This window comes from Streptomyces armeniacus, from assembly GCF_003355155.1.
GTDB classification, from domain to species: Bacteria; Actinomycetota; Actinomycetes; order Streptomycetales; family Streptomycetaceae; genus Streptomyces; species Streptomyces armeniacus.
The window spans coordinates 635,870-652,960 of the sequence record NZ_CP031320.1 but is presented as its reverse complement, the minus strand read 5'-3'; the positions used below and the strand labels follow the sequence as shown (position 1 = coordinate 652,960).

The following is a 17,091-nucleotide window of genomic DNA, read 5'->3' as shown; positions in this document are numbered from 1 at the left end:
GCCCGGCGGCGTCACGCCTGGCGTCCGACGGGTCAGGGCTCGATGCCCACGTTCCCCCAGCGCTCCCACCGTTCGGCCTGCTCGGCGGTCAGCGCGGGCCACTGCAGTCCGCCCGGCCGCGCGTACACGCGCGACGCGTAGTCGCCGGGCACATAGCCGGGGTCGAAGAAGCACCCCGTGCCGTACGCGCGGTCGTACGCGGCGCAGGACGCGGCCACGCCCGCGGGCGTCGGCTTCCGCCCGTCCTCCACCCACGCCGACAGCGAACCCATCGCGGCCGCGTACTCGGAGTCGCTCAGCGCGCTGTGCTCGCTCTCCCGCGTGAACGTCTGCACCAGGTTCCGCGCGCTGCCGCCGCCCTCCAGGCTCGCGCGGTACGCCGCCTCGTGCTCCACGAACGCCGTCGGGTCGTCGGCGGCGTGCAGCGTCAGCACGGGGATCGGCACCCGGCCGGTGAGGTCGCTGTCGTACGACAGGTCGCGGACGGCGGACGGGTCGGCGTCGAACCGCTGGACGCCGCGGTTCAGCGCCCGGTCGTCGCTCGAACCCGTATAGCGCACACCCCGGTTGGAGAACGGGTTACGGCCGTCGAGCCGTTCCGCGACGATGTCGCGGAAGGTGAACGTCGCGAACGACAGGTGCGAGACCAGTGTCCGCTCCGGCAGCTCCGTGACGGACAGGATGTTCGCGAGGTTCCGGCGCTGGGCGTCCGTACGGTCCTCGGGTACGGAGTCGACGCCGGTGCACTCCTGGACGCGGGACCGGAGTTCGTCCTTGGTCAGCTCCGAGCCCGCGGGCAGGCCGCGCCACAGCGGGTACTGCTCCTCGGTGGGGCGGGGGTGGTTGCGGCAGTAGAACTGGTAGACCGCGCGCAGGTCGACGCGGTAGTCGTAGCCGCGCGAACCGCCGGCGAGCACGCCGTTGGTGAGCAGGGCGGCGTCGTAGGCGGGCCGTTCACCACCGGACCGTTCACCACCGGAGCGCTCGCCACCGGAGCGCTCGCCACCGGACCGTTCACCGCCGCGGGGCGCGTCCGCGTACGTCTCGGCGACCTTCGCCGCGACGTTGCCGCCCCACGACTGGCCGTGTACGTACGTCCGGTGCGGCTGCCCGAACGTGCCGACGAACAGCCGCCGCAGGTTCTCGGTGTCCTCGGCGGCCATCCGGACGCCGTAGCCACCGCGCCGGTACGAGGAACCCGCCCACGCGTAGCCCTCCTTGACCAGCACCGACCAGCGGGACAGGTCCTCGCTGCTGCGCTCCGGTGACGCCGCGCCGAGGTCGGGCCCGCCGTGCGCGTGCATCACGAGGGAGCCGTTCCAGTCGGCGGGGACGGCGACGGTGTAGTAGGCGCCGTTGGCGTCCCGGCCGCCGTAGCAGTCGGTGCCGGCGGGGATTCCGTCCGGGCAGCCGGCGGGTGCGGGCGGTGCGGACCGCGCCGGCGTACGGGATGCGGCCGGCGCTCCGTCTTCCGCGCCGTACGCGGCGGTCGCGCCCGGTACAAGGCCGGCCAGCAGGCAGGCGGCGGCCAGTGCGCCCGTCAGCTTCCTGCGCGGTCTGTGTCTCCGCAGCGTGCGGCGGCTCGTGTCCACGGCGTGCTCCTCAACCATCGGCGGGTCTTGCGGGGCTGCCGCGTGACGCTAGTCACAAAGCAGCGCCCGGCCGAGATTGCGTTCATAAAGAACATCCGGTGGACACCTGCCCCGGTCAGCCTCGCTCCGCTCCCACGCTCACCCCCGCTCCCGCGTTCAGTCCGCTCCCGCGCTCACTCCGCGGCCAGCGCCGCCTGCGCGGGCCGCGACCGGAGCGCGGCCCAGGTGGGCAGCAGCGTGGCCGACAGCGCGAGCCCGGCCGCGGTGGCGACGATCGCGCCGTAGATCCACAGCGGCCCCGACGGCCACCAACTGTCCGCCGCCGCCACGCTGAACGGGATCAGCGATGTGGACGCCGCCAGCGTCCCCAGCACCACCCCCATAGCCGTGGCCAGCAGCGCCTCTATCGTCACCATCCGCAGCACCTGCCCGGAGGTGGCGCCCGCCAGCCGCTGCAGTCCGAACTCGCGGCGACGGTTACGGGTCGCCATGACCAGCGAGTTGACGACGGCTATCGCCGTGTAGGCGACGATCATGCCGACCATCAGGTAGTTGATCCACGCCTGCGTCCGCACGTCCTCGGCGTTCGCGTCGAGCAGCGCGTCCCGGTCGGCGACCGCCAGCCCGGGGTGCCGCGCGGCCAGTTCGGCGAGCGGGCCGGCCGGGTCCGCGCCGTCTTCCGCCCGTATGAGGATCTGCTCCGGCAGCCCGTCCGTGGTGTGCGGGGCGAGCAGGGTGGCGGGGGTCAGCGCGGACCCGTACCCGGCGCGGCCCTCGAAGAGGGCGACGACCCGTACGTCCACCCGGGCGCGGTCGCCCAGCCGCAGCCGTACGGTGTCGCCCACCGCGACGCCGTACGCCGACGCCTCCGACTCGGGCAGTGCGATCGTACGGCCGCGCAGGTGCGCGAGGCTGCCCGAAGTCGCGCTGACGGACGTGGTCTTGGTGACGCCCTCCGCGCTCACGCCCTGGAGCGGCAGCCCGTCCTCGCCGGTGCCGCGCTCGGCACCGCTGCCGCCGTTCTCACCGCCGCTGCCGTTGCCGGCCTTGCCGCGCTCCACGAAGCCGGTGCTCGTGACGTACGCGCTCGCCGCCGCCACGCCGTCCGTACGCCGCACCGTGTCGAGCAGCGCCGGATCGACGCCGCCCGCCGCCGAGCTGACCACCGCGTCCGCGCGCAGATGCTCCTGGAACGCCTCCTCGCCGGCGGCGACCTGGGTGGTCTGGAGATACAGCTGCCCGGTGGCCATGCCTGTGGCCAACATGATCGGGGTGACGACGGCGGCCAGCCGGACGGCGCGGGCCCGCGAGTTGAGCACGGCCAGCTCTCCGCCGACGCCGCTGAACGCGCGCACCGGCCCGGACAGCAGCAGCATCATCAGCTTGGTGAGGCCGGGCCCGAGCAGCGCCAGCCCCATCGCCGCGGCCATCACTGTGGGCCCCGCGGTGCTGGCCGCGATCGGCCCGTCGAACACCTTGACCGTGATGATCGCCAGCGCCGCCGCGCCTCCCAGGAACACGAGCGCGAGGATCAGCCGCACCGGGTGCAGCCACCGCTCCTGCTGCGCCGCCTCCGCCAGCGCCTCCGTCGGCCGCGCGCGCACGCCCCGGCGGGCCCCGGCCCAGCCGCCGGCCAGCGCCGTGAGCAGCAGCGCGCCGCCAGCGGCGACGGCCGGCACCCAGCCGGAGCGGTACTCGACGACGTGCGCGACCATGCCCCCGTTCACCAGCCGCTCGAAGAGCCACTCGCCGGCCGGCGGCCCCGCGAACCAGCCCAGCGCCGCCGCCAGCAGGGCCACCATCAGCGTCTCGCCGAGCAGCATCCGGCGCAGCTGCCGCGGCGTACCGCCGACGGCGCGCATCAGCGCGAACTCCCGCTGCCGCTGCTGCACAGACAGCGCGACCGTGCCGGACACGACGAAGACCGCGACAAGCGCCGCCAGCCCGCCGAACACGGCGGCCAGCGGAATCAGTTGCTCCCGCCCGGACAGCACCTCCGGATACTCGACGGCGCCCCGGTCGTCCCCGGTCACGACCTTGACCGGGGTGCCGTCGAGCGCGTCCCCGACACGGGACGCCAGCTCGCCCACGTCCTGCCCCGAAGCGGCCGTGACCGCGATGTCCGCGATCTCGCCGCCCGCGAGCGCGTCGGCCCGCGCGTCGGAGAAGAAGACGGTGTGCCGTTCGACGCCGCCTTCCACGCGCGGCGAGGCGATGCCGGTCACCGTGTACACGGCGGAGCCGCCGTGCGCGGCCAGCCGCACCCGGTCCCCGACCCCGGCGTGCGCGGCGCGGGCCGTACGCGCGTCGAGCACCACCTCGTCGGGGCCCTGGGGCGCGCGGCCTTTGCGAGCGCCGCTCTCTCCGTCGCTCTCTCCGCCGCCCTGGAGCTCGTACGGTGCCAGCGGCGCCGACGCCCAGCCGTGCCCGCGCACGTCCGTACGCCCGCCGCCCTCCGTGAGCAGCGCCGCGTCGAAGGTCCGCTCCGCGACGGCCGTACCGACGCCGTCCACCCCGCGCACCGCGTCCAGCGCCGCGCCGTCCACCGGCACCCGCTCCTCCAGCACGGCGGACTCCGCGTCGTCGGCACTCCGGCCCGGCAGCCCGTACGAGCGGTCGCCGGTGACCAGCACGTCGGCGCGGGCGAGCCGCTCCGGCGGCGCGTTGTTCCGGACGCCGGTCTCCAGCAGGCCGCCGCAGGCCATCACGATGACGACGCCGAAGAACAGCGCGAGGAAGGTGGCGGCGAAGCCGCCCTTGCGGTGGCGCAGCGAGCGCACGGCCAGTGCCCACATCAGCGCGGCCCTCCCCGTACGCCGCGGCCCCTCACGCTGCCGCGCGCGCCGCGGACCCGTACGCCCCCGGCCTCCCCGTCCCACCGCGGACACCCCGTGTCGTCGTACGTGTGCCGGCTTGCCACCGCTGCCTCCGCGAGTCCCGCACCGGTGCCGTGATCCTGCCGTCCGGTGTCCACACTGACGCTATGGAGCGGCAGTTGCCCTGCCCATGGGGGTTGCCGCCGACCTGGGGTGGTACAAACCCCACCCCCGCCCTGCGGACACCCCTTGGCCGACCGCCGTCACCGTGCGTAAACGAGGCGAGACGGCCACCCACGGGCCGATAGGATTTCGACCATGGCGGCCACTGGAACTGAGCAGACGGGACAGCAGACGTACTACGTCTCGACCCCCATTTACTACGTGAACGACGCTCCCCACCTGGGCCACGCCTATACGACCGTCGCAGGCGACGTGCTCACGCGCTGGCACCGGCAGCGCGGCGAGAAGGTGTGGTACCTCACCGGCACGGACGAGCACGGTCAGAAGATCATGCGCACCGCCGAGGCCAACGGCGTATCGCCGCAGGCGTGGTGCGACCGGCTCGTCGAGGAGGCGTGGAAGCCCCTCTGGCGGCATCTGGAGATCGCGAACGACGACTTCATCCGCACCACCGAGGCCCGGCACACGGCCCGGGTGCAGGAGTTCGTACAGGATCTGTACGACCGCGGCGAGATCTACCAGGGCGGCTATGAAGGGCCGTACTGCGTGGGCTGCGAGGAGTACAAGACCTACGGCGAGCTGCTCGACGGCGAGGGCGAGTACGCCGGGCAGAAGCTCTGCCCGATCCACCGCACGCCCGTCGAGATGCTCCAGGAGGAGAACTACTTCTTCCGGCTCTCCGCCTACGGCCCGAAGCTGCTGGAGCACTACGAGCAGAACCCGGGCTTCATCCAGCCGGAGTCCGCGCGGAACGAGGTCGTGAACTTCGTACGCCAGGGCCTGGAGGACCTGTCCATCTCCCGCTCGACGTTCGACTGGGGCGTCAAGGTTCCGTGGGACGACAAGCACGTCATCTACGTGTGGATCGACGCGCTCCTCAACTACGCCACCGCCGTCGGGTACGGCGCCGACCAGGCCAGGTTCGAGGACGTCTTCCCGGCGGACGTGCACCTGGTCGGGAAGGACATCCTCCGCTTCCACGCGGTGATCTGGCCCGCGATGCTGATGGCGAACGGCCTCCCGCTGCCGGGGAAGATCGCCGCGAACGGCTGGCTGATGGTCGGCGGCGAGAAGATGTCGAAGTCCAACCTCACCGGCATCTCGCCGCAGCAGCTCACCGAGCACTTCGGCGTGGACGCGTACCGCTGGTACTTCCTGCGGGCGATCGCCTTCGGGCAGGACGGCTCGTTCTCCTGGGAGGACTTCAGCGCCCGCTACACCAGCGAGCTCGCCAACGACTTCGGCAACCTCGCCTCACGCGTCGCGGCCATGGTCGGCAAGTACTTCGACGGCAAGCTCCCGGAGCCCGCCTCGGCCGGGCCCGCCGAGCAGGCCGTCACCGACGGGCTGGCCACCGCCGCGGCCGAGGCCGACCGGCGCATCGGCGACGAGCTGGACTTCTCCGGCGGCATCGCGGCCGTCTTCGACTTCGTCAAGCAGGTCAACGGCTATCTGACCGAGCAGGCGCCCTGGAAGGTCGCCAAGGACGAGTCCGCCGAGGCACAGGCCCGGCTCGCGACGATCCTCTACACCGCCGCCGAGTCGCTCCGCGCCTGCGCGGTCCTGCTCAACGCGGTGATGCCGGACACCTGCCGCAAGCTCTGGGACTCCCTCGGCGCCGAGCCCGCGCTGGGCGCCCTGAGCGACCAGCGGGTCCAGGACGCGGGCCGCTGGGGGCAGCTCCCGGCGGGCGCGACGGTCACGAAGGGCGCGGTGCTGTTCCCGCGCCTGGAGGAGCCGAAGGCGGACTGAGCCGCCGCGGGGCTTTGACCCTGAGGCCCTGAGGCCCGCCCGTACGTACGCGTACGGGCGGGCCTGCTGCCGTACGGGCGCGGCGTGGGCCGCGTACGGCCCGGGCTCAGCCCACCGGCCCGCGCTCAGCAGTCAGGTCAGATTCCCCACGCACATGACGAAACCTGCCTCACCGGGCTTGCTCTTCTCCTCCTTCACGACCTTGCCGTCCACCGTCAGCTTGCAGCTGACGACGGCATCGGCCGTGACGTCGGTCCCGGTCACGGTCATGCTGGCCACCACCTGGCCCTCGCCGGTCTTCTGCGTGACCTTCCAGGGCGACTTGGCACCGGGCACCTGCTTCTCGGCGCCCATCTCCTCACCCCCGGAGTACTTCACGTCGAACGCCCCGGTGGACGTCGCCTCGTACACCACGGTGTGCCCGCCCCCGGCGGGCTCCTGCGCGGCATCCTCGGCCCCGTCCTGCACGGCGTCCGCCGCCCGCTTCCCCTTCTTCCCGGACCCGTCGGAATCGTCGGAACACCCGGCGAGCAGGAAGGCGGAAGCAGCAACGACGGCAACTACGGGAAACGCACGCATGGGGAATCAGATTTCCTTCAGAACAAGGCGACTTGACGTGAACCCGCCCGATCCTGCCACCCTTTTCGACACCCGGTCCAGCTCACCCGGAACTGTTCTCGCGATCCCTCTCCCTGAACTCCGGATCAGTTCTCCCCGCCTGAACTCCTGAATTCTTCCCGTACATTCTCGAATTGCGCTGTGCCATGTGAATCAGCACAGCGCACGGCAGCGAGGGCACATAATTCGCTGGCCAGCGCCCGCAGTCGGCGTGCACACTGGCGCGGTGGATCCGGTGACTCTTGAGACCGAACGTCTCGTACTGCGCGCATTCGCCCCCGGCGACGTCGACGTGGTGTACGACGCCTGCCAGGACGAGGACATCCAGTTCTATACGCCGGTTCCCGTGCCTTTCCGGCGGCAGGACGCCGAGAAGCGCGTGTACGAGGACTGGCCCGAGGGGTGGGCGACGGACAAGGACTACACCCTCGGTGCCTTCCGCAAGGACGGCGGGGCGTTCGTCGGCTCGTACTGCCTCACCAGGCTGAGCCTGGGCGTCTTCGAACTCGGCTACTGGGCGGCCGAAAAGCAGCGCGGCCGCGGCTATTCGGCCGAGGCCGCGCGGGCGCTGTGCGACTGGGGCTGGGCCGCGCTCGACGTTCACCGCATCGAGTGGTGGGCCATGGTCGGGAACACCGGCTCGCGCGCCATCGCCGAGAAGCTGGGCTTCACCGTCGAGGGAACCCTGCGGCACCGTGTGATCGCCAACGACGGCCGCCCGCACGACTGGTGGGTCGGCGGACTGCTCAGGCCCTGAGCCCGGCGAAACGGGGTGCCCACCCCGTACGAACGCCGCAAGCGCCCCCGCCGTCCGGCAGACGGCAGGGGCGCCTTCGGTCGTACGCAGGCAGTGGCTCGGCCGGCGCCGAGCCGCCGCCGCGTTCCGTCGTCAGCAGCGCTTGTCGGTCTGCCCCGAGTACGTGGTGGCGGAGCCCGCCGGGCGGACGGAGCCGACCGCGGCCTTGCAGTCGTACGAGGCGTCCGAGCGCTCGGACCAGTACTCCTGGCCGTTGTCCTTGGGCCAGGACACCTGTCCCTGCTGCCCGTCCTCCGCGTAGTTGAACATGCCGGCGCTGACGTCGTAGTCGTCCTCCTTGTCGACGAAACTCTGCCAGAGCCAGACATAGCTGTAGTCCGCTTCGCAAATGGACGAGCTGAAGTGCTTGACGGAGGCGATGATCTCGCCGCCCTGCTTGATGTGGCGCGTCTCGCCGATCTGGCGGGCGTCATAACAGACGTCGCTGGCCTGAGCCCTCTTGCTCAAGGGGTTCCCCTCGGGCGTGGGTGCCGTGGACTGGGACGAGGCGCGCTCGGACGGCGCGGGAGCCGGTCCGCTGCCCGCGAGAGCGCTGCCTGCCGGGACCATGACGAAGGCGGCGGCGACGGCCGCCGTGGCGAACATGCGTGAACGCATGGGTGGTTCCCCCTTGCTCGGTCGTACGTTGGCCTCGGAGCAGGGCGCAGGTGTGGGTCGTCCCTCCGTACGCGTCCGGAGGGGACACCGGCCAAAAGCTCCGATCTCCCAAGAAGACACGCGACGCGCGCGAAGGGTTGTAGAGCGCTCCCAGGATTCCCGGGACGGGCAGGCACTCGAGGGGCTCCTCGCGTGCCCGCCCCGCCCGACGCGGGCATGGCATGCTGACGCCCGTGAGCGATCTCGACTCCGTACGGCTCCGGCTCGACCGAATCCGCGCCGCGGCCAGGGAGATTGACCCGGCGTTCCTCGATACGCCGGCGCTGCCGTGCGCCCCGCTCGACCGGGCGCTCGGGTGCTCGACGACGCTGAAGGTCGAAACGCTCAACCCGGTGCGGAGCTTCAAGGGGCGCGGCACGGAGACCGTCGCCGCCGCGGCCCGCGGGGAAGGCGTATCGCGGCTGGTGTGCGCGAGCGCCGGGAACCTCGGGCAGGCGCTCGCCTACAGCGGCTCCCGCCGCGGTCTCGACGTCACCGTCGTGGTGGCGAAGACCGCCAACCCGCTGAAGCTGCGCCAGATTTCCGCCTTCGGCGCGGACGTACGGCTCGAAGGCGAGGACATCGAAGACGCCCGGCTGCTGGCCCGCGAGATCGCGGAGACCGACGGCGTCCGCCTGGTCGAGGACAGCCTGGACCTGGCGACCTGCGAGGGCGCCGCCACGATCGGTCTCGAACTCGTACGGGACGACCCGGCGCTCGACGTCGTACTCGTGGCCCTCGGCGGCGGAGCGATGGCCAGTGGCGTCGGCTACGCCGTACGCGCGCTCGCCGACCACGCGCAGGTGATCGGCATCCAGCCCCTCGGCGCGCCCGCGATGGCCCTGTCGTGGCAGCGGCGAACGCTCGTCGAAACGGACCGCATCGACACGATCGCCGACGGCGTCGCGGGCCGCTGCCCCATCCCCGAGGTACTGGACGACCTGCTCGCCGTCCTCGACGACGTGGTGCTCGTGCGCGAGGACTCGATCAAGGCGGGCATGCGCGCGCTGTACGAGCACGCGGGGCTGGTCGTCGAGCCCTCCGCGGCCCTGGGGATCGCCGCGGTCCTCGAGAACCCCGAGCGGTTCGCGGGGCGGCGCGTCACCACGATCCTGTGCGGAAGCAACGTAGGCCCAGCGGACTTCGCCCGCTGGGTCCTGGAACCGACCGCGGACGCGTAGCGGAACTGCCGTCGCGTCCCACGCGGTTGAAAGCCGGGCCTCACCGGGTGAACTCCGCCCTCAGCCGGGAGACGTGAACCCGTTCTCCAGACTGAGAGCAGTTCACCACTCTGCGTACGAAAAGTCGGGGCGGCCGACTTCAGGTCCTTCGTGGATATGCCCCCAGAACGTCCTTGGGCTCACCCACAGTTGATTCCCCCTCGCGGTCTACGATGCGTCACCCACGCTATACGCAGACATACGAACGGCCGCGGCACCGGTGCCAGTTTGAGACAGGACGGGTGTCGGGGCCGCGGGCCCCGACACCCGGGACGTGGCTACGCCTTCGGGGGCGGCGGCTTCCGCAGGGAGATGTGGAGTTCCCGCAGCCGGGTCTCGTCGATTTCCGTCGGGGCGCCCATCAGCAGGTCCTGTGCGTTTCCGTTGAGGGGGAACGCGATGGTCTCGCGGATGTTCGGCTCGTCCGCGAGCAGCATGACGATACGGTCGATGCCCGGCGCGATGCCGCCGTGCGGCGGGGCGCCGAACTGGAACGCGCGGAGCATGCCGCCGAATTCGCGTTCCACTTCCTCCCGGGAGTATCCGGCGATGCCGAACGCCTTGAACATGATGTCCGGTTCGTGGTTCCGGATCGCGCCCGAGGAGAGCTCCACGCCGTTGCAGACGATGTCGTACTGCCAGGCCAGAACGGACAGCGGGTCCTGCGTCTCCAGCGCCTCGATGCCGCCCTGGGGCATGGAGAACGGGTTGTGGGAGAACTCGATCTTCCCCGTCTCCTCGTCCTTCTCGAACATCGGGAAGTCGACGATCCAGCAGAAGCGGAAGACGTCCTCGGCGAAGTGCCCGGCCCGCCGTGCCGCCTCTACGCGCACGGCGCCCATGATCTTCGAGACCTCGTCGAATTCGCCCGCGCCGAAGAACACCGCCGTGCCCGGCTTCGCGTTCAGCGCCGCGAGAAGCGCCGAAACGTCCGACTCCGTGAGGAACTTGGCGATCGGCCCGGTCAGCTCCGAGTCGTCGCCGACCCGCACCCACGCCAGGCCCTTCGCGCCCTGCTCGACGGCGAACTCGCCCATCTGGTCGAAGAACTTGCGCGGCTGGTCCGCCGTGTCCGGCACCGCCAGCGCGCGTACGTGCTTGTCCGCGAACGCCTTGAAGCCGCTGCCCGCGAAGATGTGTGAGACGTCGACCAGCTCCAGCTCGGCGCGCAGGTCCGGCTTGTCCGAGCCGTACTTCAGCATCGCCTCGCGGAACGGGATGCGCGGGAACGGCGAGGTGACGTGGCGGCCCTTTCCGAACTCCTCGAAGACGCCGGCCATCATCCGCTCGATGACGCGGAAGACGTCCTCCTGCTCGACGAAGCTCATCTCGACGTCGAGCTGGTAGAACTCGCCGGGCGAACGGTCGGCGCGCGCGTCCTCGTCGCGGAAGCAGGGCGCGATCTGGAAGTACCGGTCGAAGCCCGCGACCATCAGCAGCTGCTTGAACATCTGCGGGGCCTGCGGCAGCGCGTAGAACCGGCCGGCGTGCAGCCGGGACGGTACGAGGAAGTCGCGGGCGCCCTCGGGCGAGGTGGCGGACAGGATGGGCGTCGCCATCTCGTTGAAGCCCGCCTCGGTCATCCGGCGGCGGATGGAGGAGATGACGGCGGACCGCAGCATGACATTGCGGTGCATGCGCTCGCGGCGCAGGTCGAGGAAGCGGTACTCGAGCCGCCGCTCCTCGTTGACGCCGTCCTCCGCGTTGATCGTGAACGGGATCTGGTCGGCGGCGCCGAGCACCTCGACGTCGGCGACCTCGACCTCGATGTCGCCGGTGGGCAGCTCCGGGTTCACGTTCTCCGCGCCGCGCGTGACGACCTTGCCGTCGATACGGACGACGCTCTCCTTGGAGAGTCCGCTCAGCAGCTCGTTCACGGCGGTCTGCTCGGGCCGTACGACCAGCTGCACGATGCCGTAGTGGTCGCGCAGGTCGAGGAAGAGGATGCCGCCCAGGTTCCGCCGATTGTGCAGCCAGCCGCTCAGCCGGACATCGGTGCCGACGTCGGTGGAACGGAGCTCGCCGCAGGTGTGGGACCGGTACCGGTGCATCATTCATCCAAGTCGTCGGGCCGTGGGGATCGCACTGGGACCGAGCCGTGCTGCGGCGGGGTCCCAGGACCTCTCAGGGTACCGTCCTGGGCCGCCCACACTCGCCTCGGTTTCCCGTACCTGCATAAAGTGGGGCAATGCGCACGGAGGACGTTCTGACGGCCGTGGGCACCGGTGTCTGGCGGTGGGAGAACACCTCCGGCACGGTGACCCTCGACGCGCGCGCGGCACGGCTGCTCGGGCTGGCGGAGCGCGTGAGCGCGGGCGGCACCGTGACGCTCAGCGAGGCGGCGGCCCGTTCGCGGATACACGTCGCGGACTTCCTGGAACTCCAGAGCATCGCCACCCTCGCCGTCACGGAGCACACGCCCGCCGAGGCGCTGGTACGGGTCGTCACGCCGGACGGCGGGGTCGTACGGACCGTACGGCTGCGGATGCGCGCCGTCGGCACCGGCCGCGTGGCACCGGGCGCGGGGGCGGAGCTGCCGCTGGGCGAGAACGTGCCGTTCCATGTCATCGGGCTGATGTCGGAGGTGCCGGAGCCGCCGCCGAGCAGCCCGAGCACGCCGGCCGGGGCCGCACAGACCCAGGTCACCGGGGACTGGCGGCGGTCCAGGGAGGCGTTCCTGCTGGACGCGGGGCGCGCACTGGCCGAGGCGCGGTCCACGGCCGAGGTGCTGCGGGTGGCCGGCGGGCTGTCCATGCCCGGCTTCACGCCGGACGGGCTGGCCGTGTTCGGCGTGGAGGGCGACCGGCTGTCCGTGATCGGGCACCACGGGCACGCGCCGGGCGACGAGGGGCCGTTCCTGGACATGCCGCTGGAGACGGACTACCCGGCGGCGCAGGTGGTGCGTACGGGCCGCGCCGTGTACCTGCCGACCCCCGACGACTACCGCCGCCGCTTCCCCACCACGTGGCCGCTGGCCGCGTCGTTCGGGCGGCAGTCCTGGGCGTTCCTGCCGCTGACCGTGGCCGGGCGGACCATCGGGGCGTGGCTGGCCGCGTTCTCGCACCCGGTGGCGTTCACGCCGGACGAACGGTCCGTACTGTCCACGGTCGCCCGCATGCTCGCGCAGGCACTGGAACGGGCGTATCTGCACGAGAACGAACGCGAGCTCGCCGACGGCCTCCAGCGCGCCCTGCGGCCCGCCGAGAAGCCCCGCATGGAGGGAATGGAGATCGCGGCCCGCTACGTGCCGACGGGCGGCGGACTCCAGGTCGGCGGCGACTGGTACGACGTGATCCCGCTGCCGTCGGACCGTACGGCCATCGTGGTCGGCGACGTGCAGGGGCACGACGTACGGGCCGCCGGGATCATGTCGCAGCTGCGTATCGCCCTGCGCGCGTACGCCGCCGAGGGGCACCGGCCCGACGCGGTGCTCTCCCGCGCCTCCCGCTTCCTGAGCGGCCTGAACCGCGCCGACTCGGCCGACACCGACGCCGACGGCGGCCCGGACACCGGTCCCGACGCCGGTCCCGACGCGGACGCGCGCTTCGCCACCTGCCTCTACATGGAAGTGGACCCGCGCACCGGCCGCCTCGACATCGCCCGCGCCGGGCACCCGGACCCGGCGGTACGGATGCCGGACGGCACCGTGCTCCTGCGCCCGACGGAGGGCGGACTGCCCCTGGGGATCGACCCGGACTCCTGCTACCCCACCAGCCAGCTGCTGCTGCAGCCCGGCGAGACGCTGCTGGCCTGCACGGACGGGCTGCTCGAGACCGGCGGGCACGATCTGGAGAGCGGCTGGGAGCGGCTGCGGGAGGTGTGCGCGGCCCACCTGGACGAGGTCCAGGTCCGGTTCCGGGGGCAGGAGCCGGACCAGGGCCCGGACGGGCAGGACCAGGGCCCGGAAGGGGCGGGCGACACGGAGAGCGGGGGCATGGACGGGAGCGGCACAGGCGGGGGAGGCACGGGCGGGAGAGGCCGTCTGGAGGCGCTGGCCGACGCGCTCGTACAGGCGGTGCACGGGCCGTCCTCGCACCACAGGACCGGCCCGCTGGCCGACCGGCGCGAGGACGACATCGCGCTGCTCCTGCTGCGGCGCAAGAGCGACGGCGCGGGCGGGGGCGCGTACGACGGGGCGGCCCGTACGCCGGTGCGCCGTACGGTGCTGACCGTGGCCCAGGCCCAGCCGGACCGCATCGCGGGCGCCCGGCACCAGCTCGAGTACCTGATGCACGACTGGAAGGACGAGGGCCAGACCCACGGCGCGGTGCTGATGCTCTCGGAAATGCTCACGAACGTACTCGTGCACACCGACGGCAACGCCCTGGCGGTCGCCGAGATCAGCGGCGAGCGGGGCGCGCGGCTGCTGCGCGTCGAGGTCGCGGACCACAGCGACGAACTGCCGCACCTGCGCAGCCCGGGCGAGATGGCGTCGTCGGGTCGCGGGCTGATGCTGATGGAGTCCCTGGCGGGGGCGTGGGGCGTGGACCCGCGGGGGGACGGCAAGTGCATCTGGTTCGAGGTGCGGGAGGACGAGAGCGCAGAGTAGAGCCGAAGGCGGGGGACGGAGGCCGGGGCGGGGCCGGGGCCTTCGGCGTGCGTACGGGGAACCGCGTACGGAAAAGGTGCAGGGGCGCGGTGCCGTCGGGGGGAGTCGGGCGCCGCGCCCCTGCTGCGAGCGAGTGGAAGGGGGGGTCCCCACTCGCCCGGTCTGTGGTGGCCGAACTCCCGAGGGTACGGGTATCGGCCGGTTACCGGGTCTCAGTCCCGCGTGGCGGGTATCCGTCCGAGGCGGCCTGCCTGGAAGTCCTCGAAGGCCTGGGCCAGCTCGGCCTTGCTGTTCATCACGAACGGGCCGTAGTGGGCGACCGGTTCACGGATGGGCCGGCCGCCGAGCAGGATGACTTCGAGGTCGGGCGTGTTGCCGTCCTGCGCCTCGTCCGCGCGCACCGTGATCGCTTCGCCCGCGCCGAACACCGCGGTCTGGCCGAGATGGACGGGGCGGTGGTCCGTACCGATGGCGCCGCGCCCGGCGAGCACGTACGCGAGGGCGTTGAAGTCGGACCGCCAGGGCAGCTCGATCTGCGCACCCGGCGAGACGGTGGCGTGCACCATCGTGATCGGGGTGTGGGTGACGCCGGGGCCGCGGTGGCCGTCCAGGTCACCGGCGATGAGGCGGAGCAGGGCGCCGCCGTCGGGCGTGCTGAGCAGCTTGACCTGGCCGCCGCCGATGTCCTGGTAACGGGGGGCGGTCATCTTGTCCTTGGCCGGGAGGTTCACCCACAGCTGCACGCCGTGGAACAGGCCGCCGCTGACGACGAGCGACTCCGGCGGCGCCTCGATGTGGAGGAGACCGGAACCGGCCGTCATCCACTGGGTGTCGCCGTCGTTGATCGTGCCGCCGCCGCCCTCGGAGTCCTGGTGCACGAAGGTGCCGTCGATGAGGTACGTGACGGTCTCGAAGCCGCGGTGCGGGTGCCAGGGGGTGCCCTTGGGCTCGCCCGGCGCGTAGTCCACCTCACCCATCTGGTCCATCATGATGAACGGGTCCAGATGCCGCTGGTCGATTCCCGCGAACGCGCGGCGGACCGGGAAGCCCTCGCCCTCGAAGCCGGTAGGGGAGGTGCTCACCGCGAGCACAGGGCGCTGAACGACGGCCGCGGGGCCGGGGGCGGCGACACGGGGGAGCGTGAGCGGGTTCTCAACGGTGATCGCAGGCAATGGGGGCCTCCTCGTCAGTAACCCCCAGGGTAGTTCAATGTTGAACCGGGGGCCACACCGCCCTGACCTGGACTTTCAGCGCCCTCCCCGCCCGCCCCGATTCCGGCCCCGGCTCCCCGCGGCACAGCGGGTGAGCCGTGGGAATGGAGCCCCTGGCCATGCCGTTGTGCGGGGAACCGTATGTGATCACCGGAGGTGTGTACATGGACGTCGGCAGGCTGGGCGTGTGGAACGTCGGACTGCGTCTCGGGGACGCCAAGCGGAACGCCGAGGCGGCAGCGGAACTGGAGGAGCTCGGGTACGGCACGGTGTGGCTGGGCGGCGGCCCCGGCGTGGCCGAGGCGGCGCCGCTGCTTCAGGCCACCTCCCGGCTGGTCGTGGCGACCGGCATCCTGAACATCTGGGACCACGAACCGGAGGCGGTGGCCGAGCAGAGCGCGGCACTCGACGAGGACCATCCGGGCCGGTTCCTGCTGGGTCTGGGCGCCAGCCACTCGGCGCTGGTCGGCGACCGCTACTCGCGCCCCTACAGCGCGATGATCGACTACCTGGACCGGCTGGACGCGGCCGGCTCCCCGGCCGGCAGCCGGGTCCTGGCGGCCCTGGGTCCGAAGATGCTCGCGGCGTCCCGGGACCGCGCCGCCGGAGCCCACCCGTATCTCGTCACGCCCGAGCACACGAGCCGCGCCCGCGAGACCCTCGGCGCCGGGCCGCTGCTGGCACCGGAGGTCAAGGTCGTCCTCAACCGCGACCTGGCCGCCGCCCGCGATGTGGCGCGCGGGCATCTGGCCACCTATCTGCGGCTGCCGAACTACACGAGCAACCTGCTGCGGCTCGGGTTCAGCGAGGACGACGTGGCGGGCGCGGGCAGTGACCTCCTTGTCGACTCAGTCTTCGCGCTGGGCGACGTGGACGCCGTGGCCCGCCGCGTGACGGAGCACTTCGACGCCGGCGCGGACCACATCGCGATTCAGGCCGTCACCCCGGAGATGACCGACGTGCCGCTCGCCGACTGGCGCAAACTGGCACCGCTGGCGACCGCCGGCGCCTGACCGGGCCGCTGCTCCGCGGTCAGCCGTACATGCGGCGCATCGCGAAGTCGACCATCTCCTCGACGGCCTTCGCGTCGAAGACGACCCGGTGCTCGCCCTCCATGTCGAGCACGAAGCCGTACCCGGAGGGCAGCAGGTCCAGCACCTCGGCGCCGGTGATGACGAAGTACTTGGACTCCTTGCCCGCGTACCGCCGCAGCTCCTTGAGCGTGCTGAACATGGGGATGACGGGCTGCTGGGTGTTGTGCAGGGCGAGGAAGCCGGGGTTGTCGCCGCGCGGGCAGTAGACCTTCGAGGTCGAGAAGATGCCCTGGAACTCCTCGCCGCCCATCGTGCCCGTGGTGAAGGCGCGGACGGCCTCGGCGAGGGACGGCGGCGAGGGCTCGGGGTAGAGCGGCTGCTGACCGTACGGCGGCGGGGGCTGCTGCTGCGCCTGCTGCGCGTACTGCTGCTGGTGCGCGGCATGCTGCTGATGCACGTGCTGCTGGCCGGCGTGCTGCTGCTGGCCGTGGTGGGGCTGCTGGCCGTGCGAGGGATGGCCGTGCCCCGCGGCCGCGCTCTGGTCGTAGCCGTACATGCGGGCAAGCGTAACGAGTCACACATGGGCGGTAAGGGGTTGCTTCTTATTACCGACGGGTAGCATCATTATCGAATACTTGCTGGTACGAACGAGTCATTACGGAG

Annotated in this window: 12 protein-coding genes; 5 read left to right on the top strand and 7 right to left on the bottom strand. The window is 71.9% G+C overall.

Going from position 1 to position 17,091, the window contains the following annotated elements:
* Window positions 1–32 precede the first annotated feature (32 nt).
* Together DVA86_RS02745 and DVA86_RS02740 are read right to left on the bottom strand one after the other, a co-directional pair.
* Window positions 33–1,610 carry a hypothetical protein gene (locus tag DVA86_RS02745; protein ID WP_425470746.1) on the bottom strand — a complete coding sequence of 526 codons (1,578 nt, stop codon included), beginning with the start codon at window positions 1,608–1,610 and terminating at the stop codon, window positions 33–35.
* 155 nt (window positions 1,611–1,765) lie between these two features.
* Window positions 1,766–4,387 carry an FtsX-like permease family protein gene (locus DVA86_RS02740; protein WP_208875461.1) on the bottom strand — a complete coding sequence of 874 codons (2,622 nt, stop codon included), beginning with the start codon at window positions 4,385–4,387 and terminating at the stop codon, window positions 1,766–1,768.
* Window positions 4,388–4,726: 339 nt separating this feature from the next.
* On the opposite strand from DVA86_RS02740, the gene metG reads away from it, so the two are divergent.
* Window positions 4,727–6,343, top strand: coding sequence for a methionine--tRNA ligase (gene metG, locus DVA86_RS02735; RefSeq protein WP_208875459.1), 1,617 nt, complete (start codon window positions 4,727–4,729; stop codon window positions 6,341–6,343).
* Window positions 6,344–6,475: 132 nt separating this feature from the next.
* On the opposite strand, the gene DVA86_RS02730 is transcribed toward metG, so the two are convergent.
* Complete coding sequence (locus DVA86_RS02730) at window positions 6,476–6,922, bottom strand: MmpS family transport accessory protein (RefSeq protein ID WP_208875455.1); 447 nt, start codon at window positions 6,920–6,922, stop codon at window positions 6,476–6,478.
* 274 nt (window positions 6,923–7,196) lie between these two features.
* Here DVA86_RS02730 and DVA86_RS02725 point away from each other — a divergent pair, with 274 nt between their 5' ends.
* A complete protein-coding gene (locus tag DVA86_RS02725; protein WP_245996296.1) occupies window positions 7,197–7,718 on the top strand; it encodes a GNAT family N-acetyltransferase in 522 nt (173 codons plus the stop codon).
* Window positions 7,719–7,850: 132 nt separating this feature from the next.
* On the opposite strand, the gene DVA86_RS02720 is transcribed toward DVA86_RS02725, so the two are convergent.
* Window positions 7,851–8,375, bottom strand: coding sequence for a hypothetical protein (locus DVA86_RS02720; RefSeq protein WP_208875452.1), 525 nt, complete (start codon window positions 8,373–8,375; stop codon window positions 7,851–7,853).
* 233 nt (window positions 8,376–8,608) lie between these two features.
* Here DVA86_RS02720 and DVA86_RS02715 point away from each other — a divergent pair, with 233 nt between their 5' ends.
* Window positions 8,609–9,595, top strand: coding sequence for a threonine ammonia-lyase (locus tag DVA86_RS02715; protein WP_245996294.1), 987 nt, complete (start codon window positions 8,609–8,611; stop codon window positions 9,593–9,595).
* A 317-nt stretch (window positions 9,596–9,912) separates the two neighbouring features.
* Here DVA86_RS02715 and aspS read toward each other — a convergent pair whose 3' ends face one another.
* On the bottom strand, window positions 9,913–11,685 hold the full coding sequence (gene aspS, locus DVA86_RS02710) for an aspartate--tRNA ligase (RefSeq protein WP_208884326.1): 1,773 nt from the start codon (window positions 11,683–11,685) through the stop codon (window positions 9,913–9,915).
* Between the two features lie 137 nt (window positions 11,686–11,822).
* Here aspS and DVA86_RS02705 point away from each other — a divergent pair, with 137 nt between their 5' ends.
* Window positions 11,823–14,183, top strand: a complete 2,361-nt coding sequence (locus DVA86_RS02705) for an ATP-binding SpoIIE family protein phosphatase (protein WP_208875448.1) — start codon at window positions 11,823–11,825, stop codon at window positions 14,181–14,183.
* 212 nt (window positions 14,184–14,395) lie between these two features.
* Here DVA86_RS02705 and DVA86_RS02700 read toward each other — a convergent pair whose 3' ends face one another.
* Entirely contained in the window at window positions 14,396–15,355 is a 960-nt protein-coding gene (locus tag DVA86_RS02700; RefSeq protein ID WP_208875447.1) for a pirin family protein, read from the bottom strand.
* 203 nt (window positions 15,356–15,558) lie between these two features.
* On the opposite strand from DVA86_RS02700, the gene DVA86_RS02695 reads away from it, so the two are divergent.
* Window positions 15,559–16,407 carry an LLM class F420-dependent oxidoreductase gene (locus tag DVA86_RS02695; protein WP_208875445.1) on the top strand — a complete coding sequence of 283 codons (849 nt, stop codon included), beginning with the start codon at window positions 15,559–15,561 and terminating at the stop codon, window positions 16,405–16,407.
* Window positions 16,408–16,426: 19 nt separating this feature from the next.
* Here the strand turns inward: DVA86_RS02695 and DVA86_RS02690 are convergent, their stop codons facing one another.
* Entirely contained in the window at window positions 16,427–16,984 is a 558-nt protein-coding gene (locus DVA86_RS02690) for an SseB family protein (RefSeq protein ID WP_208875444.1), read from the bottom strand.
* Window positions 16,985–17,091 lie beyond the last annotated feature (107 nt).

Bases quoted from the DNA above. Each gene is read 5' to 3' on its own strand.
- metG (WP_208875459.1), top strand. From the start codon at position 4,727: ATGGCGGCCACTGGAACTGAGCAGACGGGACAGCAGACGTACTACGTC.
- DVA86_RS02745 (WP_425470746.1), bottom strand. From the start codon at position 1,610: ATGGTTGAGGAGCACGCCGTGGACACGAGCCGCCGCACGCTGCGGAGA.
- DVA86_RS02740 (WP_208875461.1), bottom strand. From the start codon at position 4,387: ATGTGGGCACTGGCCGTGCGCTCGCTGCGCCACCGCAAGGGCGGCTTC.
- DVA86_RS02690 (WP_208875444.1), bottom strand. From the start codon at position 16,984: ATGTACGGCTACGACCAGAGCGCGGCCGCGGGGCACGGCCATCCCTCG.
- DVA86_RS02695 (WP_208875445.1), top strand. From the start codon at position 15,559: ATGGACGTCGGCAGGCTGGGCGTGTGGAACGTCGGACTGCGTCTCGGG.
- DVA86_RS02730 (WP_208875455.1), bottom strand. From the start codon at position 6,922: ATGCGTGCGTTTCCCGTAGTTGCCGTCGTTGCTGCTTCCGCCTTCCTG.
- aspS (WP_208884326.1), bottom strand. From the start codon at position 11,685: ATGCACCGGTACCGGTCCCACACCTGCGGCGAGCTCCGTTCCACCGAC.
- DVA86_RS02720 (WP_208875452.1), bottom strand. From the start codon at position 8,375: ATGCGTTCACGCATGTTCGCCACGGCGGCCGTCGCCGCCGCCTTCGTC.
- DVA86_RS02705 (WP_208875448.1), top strand. From the start codon at position 11,823: ATGCGCACGGAGGACGTTCTGACGGCCGTGGGCACCGGTGTCTGGCGG.